This window comes from Kitasatospora sp. NBC_00070 (genome assembly GCF_045041205.1).
Classification (GTDB): domain Bacteria; phylum Actinomycetota; class Actinomycetes; order Streptomycetales; family Streptomycetaceae; genus Kitasatospora.
Genome location: NZ_CP108247.1, coordinates 5,711,555 through 5,726,678 on the forward strand (window position 1 = coordinate 5,711,555; position 15,124 = coordinate 5,726,678).

Below are 15,124 nucleotides of genomic sequence, written 5' to 3' on the forward strand. Positions count from 1 at the left end.
CATGAAATTCCGGACGGCGGCTGCGGCCGTCCTCGCACTGACTCTGCTGACCTCCTGCGGGACGACCGCGGGCTCCACGAAGGACACGTCGTTGCGCATCGCCACCGAGGATCAGATCGGGAACGAGTTGAAGCAGGTCTCCGCGAAGGTGCAGGAGGCGTTCGCGGTCAAGGGGCGGACCGGGCAGAGTGAGGCCCTGAACTTCTCGGACTGCGAGGACAAGGACGCCGACAAGGGCGCCCGGGACGCGATCCACTTCTGGCAGATCGACGACCTGGCGCCGGCGGACCTCGACCCGGCGGTCAGCCGGTTGTACAAGTACTTCGAGGTCAACGGCTGGATCGGGCTCGGTCAGGAACGGACGGCGGACAAGGCCGACCTGAAGGTCTGGGCGAAGAACCCGGAGAAGACGGTCGCGGTCTTCGCGCAGTCGTTCCACCCGATGAACCGGATCATCGTTCAGGTGAGTTCGAGCTGCTTCAAGATCCCTACGGGGTGAGGCAGATCACACACCTGGTGATACCGGGGCAATTTCGGTAACGGTGCGGGTTTCGTTGCACCGGTGATCATGACATGTGCCTGCGATGTCAAGGCAATGGTGCGTTAATGCCAGGTAATCCAGGGTTAATCCTTGAATTCACCCGCATGATCCATGTCACGGTTCGTCACCTGCAAGCCCCTGAGCTGCGGAAACAGTTCAACGTACGGTTCGAGCATGGTTCAGCTCGACTCCCGCCCGAAGGCCGCCGGTCCGGCGGCCGGAGCGGACGCCAAGGACGGCGTCCGCTCCAAGGGCCTCAACAGCAACTCGGTCGGCCTGCTCGGGAACTCCGTCATCGGTGTCTCGACGGTGGCCCCGGTCTACTGCCTGACCACCACGCTCGGCACCACGGTGGCGGCGGTCGGGCTGCAGATGCCCGCGCTCTTCCTGGCCGGCTTCCTGCCGATGATGCTGGTGGCGTTCGCCTACCGGGAACTCAACAAGGCCGTCCCCGACAGCGGCACCTCGTTCACCTGGACCGTCAAGGCCTTCGGGCCGCACGTCGGCTGGATGTGCGGCTGGGGTCTGGTGGCGGCCACCATCATCGTGCTGTCGAACCTCGCCGGGGTGGCCACGGAGTACTTCTACCTGCTGCTCGGGGAGGTCACCGGCAGCGAGTGGATCACCGGACTGAACGACGACAAGCTGGTCCACGTACTGACCTGCCTGGCGCTGATCGCGGTCGCCACCGCGATCAGCTACCGGGGGATGACCGCCACCAAGGGCGTCCAGTACGCCCTGGTCGGGCTGCAGCTCTCGGTGCTCGGCATCTTCGCGGTGATGGCGATCGCCAAGGCGGTCACCGGTGACGCGCCGGGCGCACTGGACTTCTCCTGGACCTGGCTCGACCCGTTCCAGGCCGGCTCGTTCAAGTCCTTCGTGGCCGGGCTCTCGCTCTCGCTCTTCATGTACTGGGGCTGGGACGCCTGCCTGAGCGCCAACGAGGAGACCGGCGGCAGCGAGAAGACCCCCGGCCGGGCCGCGCTGCTGGCGATGGTCGTGCTGGTCGGCTCGTACCTGTTCACCGCCGTCGCCGTGCAGATGTACGCCGGCGTCGGCGATACCGGCACCGGGCTGGGCAACCCGGAGACCTCCTCGAACGTCTTCGCCGCGCTGGCCGGCCCGGTGATGGGCCCGACGCTGGGCATCCTGCTGTTCGTCGCGGTGCTCGCCTCGGCCGCCGCGAGCCTGCAGACCACCTTCATCCCGGTCAGCCGGACGGTGCTGGCGATGAGCGTCTACGAGGCGCTGCCGCCGTCCTTCACCGAGGTCAACGAGAAGTACCGGACCCCGGGCCGGGCCATCGTCACGGCGGGCGTCGGGACCGGCGTCTTCTACACCGTGATGACCCTGATCAGCGAGCACGTCCTCGCGGACACCATCGCCGCGCTGACCCTGATGATCTGCTTCTACTACTCGCTGACCGCGTTCGCCTGCGCCTGGTACTTCCGTCGGGACTTCACCCGCTCGGTCCGGGACGCGCTGCTCAAGGTGGTCTTCCCGCTGCTCGGCGGGCTGACCCTGGCGGGCATCTTCGGGCAGAGCCTGCGCGACATGGTCCACCCCGGCTACGGCCAGGGCAGTTCGGTGTTCGGTATCGGCTCGGTCTTCGTGATCGGGGTCGGCGTACTGGCCCTCGGCCTGGTGGTGATGGCCGTGATGACCCGGCGCAGCCCGGCGTTCTTCCGGGGCGAGGTGCTGACCCGGGAGACCCCGGCGCTGGTGCTGCCGGAGTAGGCACGGAGCAGGCGCGCCGGAGGCGGCCACCCCGACCGGGGTGGCCGCCTCCGGCGTACCGTCAGACGTCCGTCAGCGGCGGCATCTCACCCTCGGTGGTGTCCGGGTCGATCACCGAGAAGTTGGCGCCCTGCGGGTCCGTCAGGCTGGCGAACCGGCCGAACGGGCTGGTCATCGGGCCGAACCGGAGCTCGGCGCCGAGCCCGGTGGCGGTGGCCACCGCCGCGTCGCAGTCCGGCACCGCGAAGTAGACGTTGACGAACGACGGCACCTCGGCCGGGAACTCCGGGCCCATCGCCATCCGGCCGAGCGCCGGGCGGCCGGCCACGCTGTACGTCCGGAAGTCGACGTTGGCGTCGTTCACCTGCTGCGCCGTGTACGGGAAGACCGCCGGGTAGAAGACGTCCACCTTCGCCGGCTCGCGGGTGTAGACCTCGGCCCAGCAGTACGCACCGGGCTCCTCGCGCTTCTCGAAGCCCTCGTGCTGCCCGCCCTGCCAGACGCCGAAGACGGCGCCGCCCGGGTCGGCCGCGAGCAGCATCGAGCCGAAGTCACCGACCTGCATCGGGTCCATCAGCACCGTGCCGCCGTTCGCCGTGATCTTCGCCGCGGTGGCCTTCGCGTCGGGCGAGGCGAGGTACAGGCACCAGGCCGACTGGCCCTCCGCCCCCGGCATCGGCGGGACCACGGCCGCCACCGCCTTGCCGTCGGAGTAGGCCTGGGTGTAGTTGCCGAACTCGGACGACGCCTCGCCGAACGTCCAGCCCAGCACCTCGCTGTAGAAGGACTTGGCGCCCTCGACGTCGGCGAACATCGCGTCGGCCCAGCACGGGGTTCCCTCGGCGTACGCAGCCATGATGATGACCCTTCCCTGCCCGGAGAGTTGTCCTGTGCGTCACCCTAACCACGGCTGCCGACACCCGCGCGCGGGCTGCTGCTCCGGGCGGCCGGGCCGGCGCCGGGGCCGAGGTCAGCGGGGCAGGCGGGCGGCGAAGGAGGTGAGCAGCAGGTCGAGCGCCAGCGGGTAGGCGCTGCGGTTCATCTCGGCGGCCAGCAGGGGGGCGGTGGCCGCGATGTGCGGGTGGGTGGCGGCGGAGAGGTGGGCGTAGCTGGTCTGCCAGACGCCGTGGTCGGCGGCCCGGGCCGGGGCCGGGAGGGCGTCCACGGCGGCGTCCAGGGCGGCGAAGGCCAGGCCCTGGTCGACGAACGCGTGGTAGAGCTGGACGGCCTCCCGGTCGGGGAAGCCGGCGTCCCGCAGCAGGCCGAGGATCGACTCCACGGCCTGGATCTCGTACGCCCGCCCGGTGGTCCGGTAGGCGGCCAGCAGGGCGGCCTGCGGGTGGGCCTGGTAGGCGCCGTGGATCCGCAGGCCGATCGCGCGCAGGTCGGCCTGCCAGTCGCCGGTGGGCTGCCAGCCCTGCTGGGCGCGGCCGATCAGTTCGTCGGTGATCGCCAGCAGCAGGTCGTCGGTGCTGCGGAAGTACCGGTAGATCGCGCTCGGGTCGGCGCCCAGCGCCGCGCCGAGGCGGCGGACGGTGAGCGCTTCGGAGCCGTGCTGGCCGAGCAGCCGGAGCGCGGTGTCCACGATGCCCTGTGCGGACAGTACGGTGCCCTGCTTGGTCGGCCGGCGTCGTCGCCGGGCCGGCTCGTCCACCACCCGGTCGCCCATGGCCGTAACCTTATGACAACGGCATTGACGTGTGAAGACCCCCGGAGTTTCATTTGCCGGACCCGGGGCCGACCGAAGGCCCCCTGGTCAAGGCGGTGGTCTGTTGACTACGACAGCGAAGGACGGGGCGAGAACCTCGCCCCAGAGCGTCACCATGCGGAAGTCGATCGGCGTGGTGGACGGGGTGGTGATCGCTGCCTCCAGTACGGCGGCGACCTCGAGCATCGGCATCGGGCTCGGCCTGACGGCGGGTGTGGTCGGCCTGCACCTGCCGGCCATCATGCTGCTGGCCTTCCTGCCGGTGCTCGGCATCGCGGTCGCGTACGGCCGGCTGAACCGGGTCGAGCCCAACGCGGGCAACAGCTACACCTGGGTCGGCCGGACGCTCAGCCCCTGGCTCGGCTTCCTGACCGGCTGGGTGAACGTGGTCGGCACCATCGTCTTCATGGCGTACACCACCGCCGTCACCGGCTCGGCCGTGCTCCAGCTGGCGGGCGAGGCGGGGCTGCACAGCGTCGCCGGCCTGGCCCTGGACCCGGACTCCACCCTGCAGACCACGCTGCTCGGCCTGGTCGTGCTGGCCGGCGCCACGCTGGTGGCGATCCGTGGCCTGGCGCTGGCCGCCCGGCTGCAGAAGTACCTGCTGATCTTCGAGTACGCGGTGCTGCTGGTCTTCTGCGGCTGGGGGCTGCTGGTCGGTGACCAGCCGTTCTCGCTGGAGTGGTTCAACCCGTTCGCGATCCCGAGCATGGACGCGCTGGCCCAGGGCATGGTGCTGGCGGTGTTCTGCTACTGGGGCTTCGAGTCGGTGTTCACCGTCGCCGAGGAGGTGCACGATCCGAGGGACGCCTCGCGCGGCGGCATCGTGGCGCTGGTGATGATGCTGCTGCTGTTCGTGCTCGCCGGGACCGCCTTCCAGCGGGTGCTGCCGCTCGACGAGCTGGCCGACAACGGGGCGCAGGGGCTGACCTACTTCGGCGCGAAGCTGGCCGAACAGCCGATCGCCGCCCTGCCGTTGATCGCCCTGACGTTCTCCGCCGTGGCCTCGCTGCAGGCCTCGGTGATCCCCACCGCGCGCGGCACCTTCGCAATGGGCCGGGACCGCACGCTCGGCCCGGTCTGGATGCGGATCCACCCGAAGCACGGCACCCCGGCCGCCGGGACGGTGCTGCTGGTGCTGATCGCCGGTGCGATCGCGCTGCTCTCGCTGGTCATCCCCACCGTCACCGACCTGATCAGCGCGGCGGTGAACGCGATCGGCATCGTGGTGGTGCTGTACTACGCGCTGACCGCCGTGGCCGCCGCCGTCCGGTTCCGCCACCTGCTCCGGGACGAGCCGCTGGCCGGGCTGCGGGTGGTGGTCGCCCCGCTGGTGAGCGCGGCCGCGCTGCTCGCCGTCGGCGGCTACCTGACCTGGACCTTCTACGACTCGGCCGACCACTTCGAGGTCAGTGCCGACAACGGCTGGTTCCAACTGCTGGTCCCCGCGCTGATGATCGGCACCGGCCTGGTGGCCGCCGCCTGGGCCCGCTGGGTCCGCAAGTCCCCGTACTTCGTCACCGGTCGCGGCACCGACGCCGACTCGATCGAACTCACTCCCTCGGTCTGACGACCCGAAACCCCTCTGGAGACACCCGCATGAACCACGCAGACCTGGTCTTCACCGGTGGCCCGGTGTTCACCGCCGACGCCGCCAGGACCCGGGCCACCGCGCTGGCCGTCACCGGCGAGCGGATCACCGCCGTGGGCCACCAGGAAGTCCGGGAGCTGATCGGGCCCGGCACCGAAGTGGTGGACCTGAAGGGCAGGTTGCTGCTCCCCGGCTTCCAGGACTCGCACATCCACGCGGTGTACGGCGGCACCGAGCTGGCCGAGTGCGACCTGACCGAGACGGTCGGGGTGACGGACTACCTGGACCGGGTCCGGGCCTTCGCCGACGCGCACCCGGACCGGCCGTGGATCACCGGCAGCGGCTGGTCCCTGGAGAGCTTCGAGGGCGGGCTGCCCACCCGGCAGCTGCTCGACTCGGTGGTCGCCGACCGCCCGGTCTACCTGGTCAACCGCGACCACCACGGCGCCTGGGCGAACACCCGGGCGCTGGAGCTGGCCGGGCTGACCAGGGACAGCCCGGACCCGGCCGACGGCCGGATCGAGCGGGAGCCGGACGGCACGCCGAGCGGCGTCCTCCAGGAGGGTGCCACCGCGCTGGTCGCCCGGCTGGTGCCGCCGACCACGGCGGCCGACCGGCTGGCCGGGCTGCTCCGGGCCCAGCAGCTGCTGCACTCGCTCGGCATCACCGGCTGGCAGGACGCGCTGCTCGGCGTCTTCAACGGCCAGCCCGACCCCTCCGACGCCTACCTGGCCGCCGCCCGGGCGGGCAGCCTGACCGCCCGGGTGACCGGCGCGCTCTGGTGGGACCGGGACCGGGGCGCCGAGCAGATCCCCGAACTGGTCGCCAAGCGTGCCGAGTTGACGCACGGGCGGTTCCGGGCCGGTTCGGTGAAGATCATGCAGGACGGCATCGCGGAGAACTTCACCGCCGCGATGACCACCCCCTACCTGGACGGCTGCGGCTGTGCCACCGCCAACTCCGGGCTGAGCTTCGTCGACCCGAAGCTGCTCGGCGGGTACGTCACCGAGCTGGACGCGCTCGACTTCCAGGTGCACTTCCACGCCCTCGGCGACCGGGCCGTCCGGGAGGCCCTGGACGCGGTCGAGGCCGCCCTCGCGGCCAACGGGCAGCGCGGCAACCGGCACCACCTGGCGCACCTCCAGGTGGTGCACCCCGAGGACCTCGGCCGGTTCGCCCGGCTCGGCGCGATCGCCAACATCCAGCCGCTCTGGGCCGCCCACGAGCCGCAGATGGACGAGCTCACCATCCCGTTCCTCGGCCCCGAGCGGGCCGGCTGGCAGTACCCGTTCGGCGAACTGCTGCGCACCGGTGCCACCCTGGCGGCGGGCAGCGACTGGCCGGTGAGCAGTCCCGACCCGCTGGCGGGCATCCACGTCGCGGTCAACCGGGCCGAACCCGGCGCCACCGACGGCCGGGTCTTCCTGCCCGAGCAGCGCCTCGACCTCGGCACCGCGCTCGCCGCCTACACGGCGGGCTCGGCCCACGTGAACGGCACCGACCAGGCGGGCAGCCTGCGTCCGGGCCTGCTGGCCGACCTGGTGGTGCTGGACCGCGACGTGTTCGCCCGTCCGGCGGACGAGATCGCCGAGGCTCGGGTCGAACGTACGTACGTGGGTGGGCAGTTGGTGCACCTGGCCTGAGGCTGAGCGGAGCTGTTCCGGCGTCACCGTCCGACCCTCTGCGGAGTTGTCACCTCTGAGGCTCCGTGGGAGATCCGCTATCTGGAGAGGGACGGTTCTGGAGATGAGAGTTCTGACGCCGCGACTGCTGGTGATCGCTGCCGCGTTCGCGTTGGTGGCCGCCGCCGGGCCGAGTGCCTCGGCGGCGGCCACCGAGCGGCCGGTCGAAACCAATGCCACGGTGGGATTCCTGGCGGGGTTCCCGAAGCCCGGGGTGGCCCCGGACGGTGCGAACGACTGGTCCTGCCGGCCGGGGCCCGCGCACCCGAACCCGGTGGTGCTGGTGCACGGCACCTTCGAGAACATGAACGACAACTGGGGCGGTGCGGCGCCGCTGCTGGCGAACAACGGCTACTGCGTCTACGCCCTCGACTACGGCGGACCGGCGGGCGACCCGATCCAGGGCACCGGCCCGATCGAAGCGAGCGCGGCCCAGCTGGCCGCCTTCGTCGACCGGGTCACGGCCGCCACCGGCGCGGCCAGGGTGGACCTGGTCGGCCACTCGCAGGGCGGCATGATGCCCCGTCACTACCTGAAGAACCTGGGCGGTGCGGCCAAGGTGGACAAGCTGGTCGGGCTGGCCCCGAGCAACCACGGCACCACCTTGCTCGGCCTCACCGGGCCGGCGTCGACGCTCGGCCTGTTGGAGCCCGCCAACCGGTTCCTGCTCGGCCCGGCCTGCCCCGCCTGTGTGCAGCAGGAGCGGGGCTCGGCCTTCCTCACGGCGCTGAACGCCGGCGGCGACACGGTGCCGGGCGTCCGGTACACCGTGATCGCCTCCCGCTTCGACGAGGTGGTGACGCCCTACGACTCGGCCTTCCTGACCGGTCCGGACGTCACCGACATCACCCTCCAGGACGGCTGCCCGCTGGACGCCGCCGACCACCTGGAGATCGCCTACGACCCGGTCGCGCTGACCCACGTGCTCAACGCCCTCGACCCGGCGCACCCCCGCCCGGTCCCGTGCGGGCTGGTGCTGCCGCTGGCCGGCCCGTTGGTCTAATTCGGAGGCCGCGCCGGACGCGGTCGGTGATACTCGCCGGATGATCGTCATCCGCCCCGTACCGGAATCGCCCTCCCTCGACGACTTCACCCTCTGGCCGGTCGGGTCCGGGCCGTCCCCACCGCTCGGCGGCGAGCTGACGTCCGATCAGGTCGGGGCGGTGGTCGCCCGGATCGCCTGCTACAACGAGAGCACCGCCGACGAGAGCCTGGCCGACCCGGTCGCCCGGATGCTGAGCGGGTTGCTCACCGAGGATGCGTTCGTCGTCGCGGGTGGCCTGCGGGTCGAGGACACCGCGACGGGTGTGGTGCTGGAGCCCGGCTGCTGCAACGGTCTGGAGGAGTGGCGGTCCTGGCTGGACATCGAGTTCGGCGAGGAGCCGTGGCTGGGGCACGACCCGACCCCGGGCGCCGAACTGATCGGGACGACGGTCCGCCTGCACCCCGACGCGGGGCAGCCGGGCCCGGTGATCGAACTCCCGCCGGCCGACCTGCTGACGCTGCTGGCCGGTGTCCAGCGCGACCTGCTCGCCTTCCTCGGCCTGCTTGCCAACTGGGCGGACCGCTACGCCCCGGGCTCGGCGGAGGCTCTGGTCGCGGCCTTCGACCGGGCCTTGGAGATCACCGCGGCGGGCACGCGATGACCAGCTTTGTCACTCATCGGGAGCGGGTGCTCGATCCCGCTCTGTCGGTGATGCAGCGGCACCGGGCGCTCTGGATCTGTCTCGCCGTCTTCGCGCCGTACGGGTTCCACGGCACGTACCACCATCTGACGGTCAGTGCCGGGATGCCGCGGGATCTGGAGACCGACCCCGACTCGCTGGTCCGGGCGGTGACCGAGCTCGACCGGGCCAGGGCGCTCTGGCAGGCGGCGGCGGTCCGGTACGCGGAGCGACGCCGCGTGGAGAAACGGGAGTCGGGGCTGCGCACACCGCAGCGGCCGGGGCCCTGGTGGCAGGGCGGCCCGGCGCAGGGCTGCTACGTGGTGGACGTCCTGTGCCACCCCGCCCTCGGCCTGCCGGAGTACGTCCACCGCCAGGTGCTGTTGGCCGAGGGGGCGGAGCTGCCGGGGTGCCCGCAGTGCGGGGACGAGCGGCCGGTGGTGTCACGGTCCACCGGGCACGGGTTCATCGAACTCTGCCCGGGGTGTGCGGCGGTGCGGCGCTCCTGCGCCTGCGGGGTGCGGCACGTGCTGCGGGCCGGCGCGGCGGTCGGCCGGCAGAGCCTGCGGCTGCGGGAGCACCTGACGGAGGACGGACGGCCGCGCGAGACGGACGGGATCGCCGAGCGGATCGCGCAGTTGGAGTTGGTGCCGCCACCGCGGGTCAGCTCGTGGGGTAGCCGGTTTCTTCCAGGTCGTCGGCCAGGTCCGTCAGGGTCAGGTCCGGGTTGAGGGCGCGGATCACCTCGGTGGTGAGCGGGCGGAGGGCCAGGACGTGGCGGACGGCGGGCAGGTCGACCGGGACCTCGTAGTAGTCGGTGGCGAAGTCGGCGTACGCCTCGGCCGAGCGGTCGGTGAGGGACTGGAAGAGCCAGTCGGCGCCGTCCGGGTCGGGGTGGCCGGGCGGGAGGTCGACGGTGCCGGTGTGCCACTGCTCGTCGGTGGTGAGCCGCCAGAGTGCGGCGGTGACGGCCGGGAGGCCGTCGTCGGTGAAGGCGGGCTCCTCGGCGCAGGCGCGGAGCGGTTCGGGGACCTCGTCCAGGACGCCGGGCCAGACCCGGTCCTCCGCGTACGGGCTCATCGGGGACTCGTGGTCGAAGCCGCGCAGGTACGTGCCGGCGGGGGTGAAGGTGACCGTGTACTCGTCGCCGGAGCCGTTCTTCATCGAGGCCAGCTGCTCGTTGGGGGCCCAGTCGGCGTCGAAGGAGAAGTAGCGGTCCGGCCACTCGGGGCAGAGGATCGCGTCCAGCACGGCCAGCGCCCGGCAGTGGTCCCGCAGGACGTCCGGGGCGGGCAGCAGCGGGGCTACATCGTTGGCGGTCATGATGATCATCCAACCGTACGGCTCCGACAGTGCTCGCCCCGGCCCGGCCCCTGCGGTCAGTTGAGGCTGTACGAGGCGGGCGGGGTCCAGGCCGCGCCGAACAGCAGCGCGGCGTCCGGGTCGGTCAGGGTGATCCGGATGCCGACCGTGCCGGCCAGCCCGAGCCGGAGCCGGCTGCGGAACAGGGCGAGCATCGCCGTCAGGCCGTACTTGTTGAGCAGCGAGGTGCGGTAGCAGGCGGTGGTGTCCGGGTCGCAGAGGGCGGCCCTGGCCTGCTGCCGCCCGCCGAGCGGGCGGCCGTGCGGGTCGCAGGGCTCGACCAGGATGCCCGGGTGGCTCCGGACGTGCCGCACCACGGCCGAGTCGGTCGGGGCCCAGACGCCGAGCGCCTGCCCGTCCGGCACCACCCAGGTGGTGGCGGTGGCGGTGGTGCCGTCGGGTTCGAAGGTGGTGATCAACAGGTAGCGCCTGTCGGCGAGTTGGACGCTGGGCCGGCTCATCTCACGCTCCGTCGGTGGTCGGTGCCCGGTCAGTGCTGGTCGGTGTGCGAGATCTCGCGGTACTGCTCGGCGGTCGGGCGGTCGATCTGCCCGCCCGGGCCGAAGTACGCGCGGGAGGCTCGGACCCGGACCTTGGTCAGCAGCCCGGCCCGGGGCGGGAGTTCGGCGGGGGAGTACTGCTCGTGCGCGGTCAGCCGGTGCAACTCGGCCTGCGGCAGCGGCTCGTGGAGTTCGACGAACTCGCCGTGCGGCATCCGCTTGATGATGCCCGTCTCCCGGCCGTGCAACACCTTGTCCCGGTCCCGCCGTTGGAGCCCGAGGCACCAGCGCTTGGTGATCAGGAAGACCGCGACCGGCACCACGAACACCCCGACCCGGACCGCCCGGGTGATGCCGTCCAGCGAGAGGTGCAGGTGGGTGGCGAACAGGTCGTTGCCACCGGCGGCCAGCAGCACCAGGTAGAGGCTGATCCAGGCCGCGCCGAACGCGGTCCGCACGGGCGCGTTCCGGGGGCGGTCCAGCAGGTGGTGCTCGCGCTTGTCCTGGGTGATCCAGCTCTCGACGAACGGGTAGATCGCGATCGCGCCGAGCACCAGCGGGAAGGCCAGGAAGGGGATCAGGATGCCGAGGTTGAGGGTGTGGCCCCAGAGGCCGACCTCCCAGCCCGGCATGATCCGGATCAGCCCCTCGGCGAAGCCCAGGTACCAGTCCGGCTGCGCGTCGGTGGAGACCTGGTCGGGGCGGTACGGGCCGTACGCCCAGATCGGGTTGATGGTGGCGATCGCGGAGATCATCGCGATGATGCCGAAGACCAGGAAGAAGAAGCCGCCGGCCTTGGCCATGTAGACCGGCATCAGCGGCATGCCGACGACGTTCTGCTCGGTCCGGCCGGGCCCGGCCCACTGGGTGTGCTTGTGGTGGAAGACCAGGATCAGGTGGGCCACCAGCAGGCCCACGATGACGCCCGGGATCAGCAGCACGTGCAGGGTGAAGAAGCGCGGCACGATGTCGGTGCCGGGGAACTCGCCGCCGAACAGGAACATCTGCGCGTAGGTGCCGACCAGCGGCAGCGCGAGGAGGGAGCCCTCGACGAAGCGGATGCCGGTGCCCGACAGCAGGTCGTCGGGAAGGGAGTAGCCGAACAGGCCGTCCAGCAGCCCGAGGAACAGCATCAGGAAGCCGAACACCCAGTTGACCTCGCGCGGCTTGCGGAACGCGCCGGTGAAGAACACCCGCATCATGTGCACGAACATCGCCGCCACGAACACCAGCGCGGCCCAGTGGTGGATCTGACGGATCAGCAGGCCGCCGCGCACCTCGAAGCTGATCTGCAGGGTGGAGGCGTAGGCCTCCGACATCGGTATGCCGTTCAGTGGCAGGTACGGGCCGTGGTAGACCACCTCGGCCATGCTCGGCTTGAAGAACATCGTCAGGTAGACGCCGGTCAGCACGATGACGATGAAGCTGTAGAGGCAGATCTCGCCGAGCATGAAGGACCAGTGGTCCGGAAAGACCTTGCGGAGATTGGTCCGGGCGAGCGTGTAGACGCCCAGTCTGCCGTCCAGCCAGTCCGCCGTGCGGCGCCCCGAGTTCTGACGGGTGGTCATGGCACTCCCCTTGTGCGCGATCCGTGCAGCAGGTTGAAACGGGGACTGCCCCCCGGTTCTGGGCGCTACTCTAGCAGTAGTGGGGAGTCATCCCCGTTTCAGTGACTGACTAAGGTGGATCCATGACGGATCAGCAGGCCACGCCCCGCCGGCGGGACGCCCGGCGCAACCGCGAGGCACTGGTCGAGGCGGCGGCCGAGCTCTTCGCCCAGCAGGGGCTGACCACCCCGCTGGACCTGATCGCCCGCCGCGCGGGCGTCGGCAACGCCACGCTCTACCGGCACTTCCCGACCCGGGAGGACCTGATCGGCGAGGTGTTCGCCACGGCGGGTTCGGTGCTGGCCGAGGCCGGCGAGCAGGCGCTCGCGGGCGAGGACGCCTGGGCCGAGATCGAGCGGTACTTCGCCCGGATCTTCGAACTGGTGGCGGCCAACCGGGGGTTCAACGACCTGGTGACGATGGCGATCCCCAGCGTCCCGGCGCTGGCCGAGATGAGCCACCGCAACGCCGCCACCGTCACCGCCCTGATGGTCAGGGCCCAGAAGCAGGGCAGCATGCGGCTGGACGTGGTCCCGATGGACCTGCTGTTCCTGCTCGGCCCGCTCTGCCGGGCCGTCCCGGCCGCCGACGACCTGCGCCCCGGCCTGTGGCGCCGGTACCTGGCCCTGCTGCTGGCCGGGTTCCACACCAGGGCCACCGATCCGATGGCCGAACCCCCGGTCGGCGAGGAGCAGTTGGACCAGCTCTTCGCCGGGCTCTGGGAGGCCGAGGGCTGACCGGACGGTGGTGGGGCCGCCCGGTCCGCACCGGGTGGCGGGTCACTCGCCCGCGTAGGCCCGCTCCAGCGCGGCGAGGTCGATCTTGACCATCGTGAGCATCACCTCGGTGGTGCGCCGGGCCTTCTCCGGGTCCGGGTCGGCGACCATGTCGATCAGGGCGGTCGGCACCACCTGCCAGGACACCCCGTACCGGTCCTTCAGCCAGCCGCAGGCGACACCGTGGCCGCCGTCCTCGGTGAGCCGGCTCCAGTAGTGGTCGATCTCCGCCTGGTCGGCGCACGGGATCTGGAACGACACCGCCTCGGTGAAGCGGAACTCCGGCCCCCCGTTCAGGCCGACGAACTTCTGCCCGTTCAGTTCGAACTCGACCGTCACCACCGAACCGGCCGGGCCGGGACCGGCCTCGGTGTAGCGGGTGATCCGGCCGAGCCGGGAGTTCGCGAAGACCGACAGGTAGTACCGGGCGGCCTCCTCGGCCTGGCCGTCGAACCACAGACAGGTGGTGAAGCGGTCGTCGCTGCGCATACCGGTGCCCTTCCGACTGGCCTGCCGGTACCCCTTCTGACGCAGGGCCTTCGAGCGCACGCGGCCGGCGGGTGCTGCGCCGGATCCGGCGCCCGAAAAGTGAGCATAGGACCGGATCGGCACGCCCCAGGGGGACGACGCGCGGGGTCAGCCGAGGCCGGTCGGCCGGGGGGCGGGCAGGGCGGCGCAGAGCCGGTCCAGCTCCTGCTCGGTGTTGTAGTAGTGCACCGAGGCCCGCAGCACCGACTCCAGGCCGCGCTCGGCCAGGTCCCAGCGGGCCTGACCGACCGTCGACACCGAGAGGTTGATCCGCTGCGCCCGCAGCTCGCGGAGCAGGTCGGGGCTGTCGTGGCCGTCGACGGTCAGGCTGACGATCCCGCACTGCCGCACACCCCGGTCGTGCATCCGTACACCGGGCAGTGCCCGGAGCCGCTCGCGCAGGCCCTCCGCCAGCTCGGTGATCCGCTGTTCGATCGCGGGCAGCCCGAGGTCGAGGGCGTAGTCCACCGCGACCCCGAGCCCGATCCGGCCGGCCACCCCGTTCTCCCAGCTCTCGAACCGGCGGGCGTCGTCCCGGACCCGGTAGGAGTCCGGGCCGGTCCAGACCGCCGACTGCAGGTCGAGGAACGGCGGCTCCAGACTCTCCAGCAGCCGTTCCGAGCAGTACAGGAAGCCGGTGCCGCGCGGCCCGCGCAGGTACTTGCGGCCGGGGGCGGTGAGCAGGTCGCAGCCGATCTCCCGGACGTCCAGCGGCAGTTGGCCGACCGACTGACAGGCGTCCAGCAGGTATCTGACCCCGGCGGCCCGGGCCACCTCGCCGATCTCGGCCGCCGGGTTGACCAGCCCGCCCTGGGTCGGGACGTGGGTGACGCCGATCAGCTTCACCCGCTCGTCGATCAGCTCGCGCAGCGCCGGTACGGAGATCTGCCCGTGCTCGTCGTCCGGCACCACCTCGACCCGGACGCCGTACCGCCGGGCGGTCTGCAGGTAGGCGATCGCGTTGCTGGCGTACTCCGAGCGGCCGGTCAGGATCCGGTCGCCGGGCTGCCAGCGCAGCCCGTGGAAGGCCATGTCCCAGGCCCGGGTGGCGTTCTCCTGGAGCGCGATCTCGTGCGGACCGGCGCCGATCAGCCGGGCCAGCGCGTCGTAGACGTGCTCGATCCGGTCGGTCTCGGCGAGGGCGGCCTCGTAGCCGCCGCCCTCCTCCTCCAGTCGCAGGTGGTGCACCACCGCGTCCACCACCTGACGCGGTGGCAGGGCCGAGCCGGCGTTGTTGAGGTGGGTCACGTTCGTGCAGCCCGCCGTGTCCCGCCGGGCCCGTTCGACGTCGATCGGCACTGTCGCCTCCCTGTGATCCACCGTTGCGTCCACCCTACGCAGCGGTGGTCGGGTGCGCCGGTGGGTTCCACGCGTTGCCGGCCGGTCGCTGCGCGTCTCGACCCGGCATCGGCGGGCAGGCGGGGAGAA

The 15,124-nt window shown here is 71.5% G+C and carries 15 protein-coding genes; 8 read left to right on the top strand and 7 right to left on the bottom strand.

Translation table 11 applies throughout. The annotated features are described in order from the left end of the window. Position 1: 1 nt before the first annotated feature. Both OHV05_RS26130 and OHV05_RS26135 read left to right on the top strand, forming a co-directional pair. The gene (locus OHV05_RS26130; RefSeq protein WP_405019808.1) at positions 2-499 is read left to right on the top strand and encodes a hypothetical protein; all 498 of its coding nucleotides are present in this window, start codon (positions 2-4) and stop codon (positions 497-499) included. Between the two features lie 216 nt (positions 500-715). Then, a complete protein-coding gene (locus tag OHV05_RS26135) occupies positions 716-2,278 on the top strand; it encodes an APC family permease (protein ID WP_405019809.1) in 1,563 nt (520 codons plus the stop codon). Positions 2,279-2,339: 61 nt separating this feature from the next. Here the strand turns inward: OHV05_RS26135 and OHV05_RS26140 are convergent, their stop codons facing one another. Beyond that, a complete protein-coding gene (locus OHV05_RS26140; protein ID WP_405019810.1) occupies positions 2,340-3,134 on the bottom strand; it encodes a VOC family protein in 795 nt (264 codons plus the stop codon). A 114-nt stretch (positions 3,135-3,248) separates the two neighbouring features. Continuing rightward, a complete protein-coding gene (locus OHV05_RS26145; protein WP_405019811.1) occupies positions 3,249-3,947 on the bottom strand; it encodes a TetR/AcrR family transcriptional regulator in 699 nt (232 codons plus the stop codon). A 154-nt stretch (positions 3,948-4,101) separates the two neighbouring features. Between OHV05_RS26145 and OHV05_RS26150 the strand changes: the two genes are divergently transcribed. From OHV05_RS26150 to OHV05_RS26170, 5 genes are all read left to right on the top strand, one after another. After that, complete coding sequence (locus tag OHV05_RS26150; protein WP_405021546.1) at positions 4,102-5,556, top strand: APC family permease; 1,455 nt, start codon at positions 4,102-4,104, stop codon at positions 5,554-5,556. Positions 5,557-5,585: 29 nt separating this feature from the next. Beyond that, positions 5,586-7,220 (top strand): amidohydrolase, encoded by a 1,635-nt coding sequence (locus tag OHV05_RS26155; protein ID WP_405019812.1) that lies wholly within the window; start codon positions 5,586-5,588, stop codon positions 7,218-7,220. 103 nt (positions 7,221-7,323) lie between these two features. Further along, positions 7,324-8,262, top strand: a complete 939-nt coding sequence (locus OHV05_RS26160; RefSeq protein WP_405019813.1) for an esterase/lipase family protein — start codon at positions 7,324-7,326, stop codon at positions 8,260-8,262. A gap of 40 nt (positions 8,263-8,302) precedes the next feature. Beyond that, a complete protein-coding gene (locus OHV05_RS26165; protein WP_405019814.1) occupies positions 8,303-8,905 on the top strand; it encodes a hypothetical protein in 603 nt (200 codons plus the stop codon). Next, positions 8,902-9,654, top strand: coding sequence for a hypothetical protein (locus tag OHV05_RS26170; RefSeq protein ID WP_405019815.1), 753 nt, complete (start codon positions 8,902-8,904; stop codon positions 9,652-9,654). Before OHV05_RS26165 ends, OHV05_RS26170 begins: the two co-directional genes overlap by 4 nt. Here OHV05_RS26170 and OHV05_RS26175 read toward each other — a convergent pair. Genes OHV05_RS26175 through OHV05_RS26185 form a run of 3 tightly spaced genes read right to left on the bottom strand, consistent with a single transcriptional unit; the run spans position 9,587 to position 12,353 of the window. Then, positions 9,587-10,246 carry a hypothetical protein gene (locus tag OHV05_RS26175; protein ID WP_405019816.1) on the bottom strand — a complete coding sequence of 220 codons (660 nt, stop codon included), beginning with the start codon at positions 10,244-10,246 and terminating at the stop codon, positions 9,587-9,589. The two genes, OHV05_RS26170 and OHV05_RS26175, sit on opposite strands and share 68 nt — an antisense overlap. A gap of 56 nt (positions 10,247-10,302) precedes the next feature. Then, on the bottom strand, positions 10,303-10,746 hold the full coding sequence (locus OHV05_RS26180) for a PPOX class F420-dependent oxidoreductase (RefSeq protein ID WP_405019817.1): 444 nt from the start codon (positions 10,744-10,746) through the stop codon (positions 10,303-10,305). 29 nt (positions 10,747-10,775) lie between these two features. Continuing rightward, positions 10,776-12,353, bottom strand: a complete 1,578-nt coding sequence (locus OHV05_RS26185) for a cytochrome bc complex cytochrome b subunit (protein ID WP_405019818.1) — start codon at positions 12,351-12,353, stop codon at positions 10,776-10,778. Positions 12,354-12,475: 122 nt separating this feature from the next. Between OHV05_RS26185 and OHV05_RS26190 the strand changes: the two genes are divergently transcribed. Beyond that, complete coding sequence (locus OHV05_RS26190) at positions 12,476-13,129, top strand: TetR/AcrR family transcriptional regulator (protein WP_405019819.1); 654 nt, start codon at positions 12,476-12,478, stop codon at positions 13,127-13,129. A 42-nt stretch (positions 13,130-13,171) separates the two neighbouring features. Here the strand turns inward: OHV05_RS26190 and OHV05_RS26195 are convergent, their stop codons facing one another. Then, complete coding sequence (locus tag OHV05_RS26195) at positions 13,172-13,657, bottom strand: VOC family protein (protein WP_405019820.1); 486 nt, start codon at positions 13,655-13,657, stop codon at positions 13,172-13,174. A gap of 147 nt (positions 13,658-13,804) precedes the next feature. Next, on the bottom strand, positions 13,805-14,995 hold the full coding sequence (locus tag OHV05_RS26200; protein WP_405019821.1) for an aminotransferase class V-fold PLP-dependent enzyme: 1,191 nt from the start codon (positions 14,993-14,995) through the stop codon (positions 13,805-13,807). Positions 14,996-15,124: the final 129 nt, after the last annotated feature.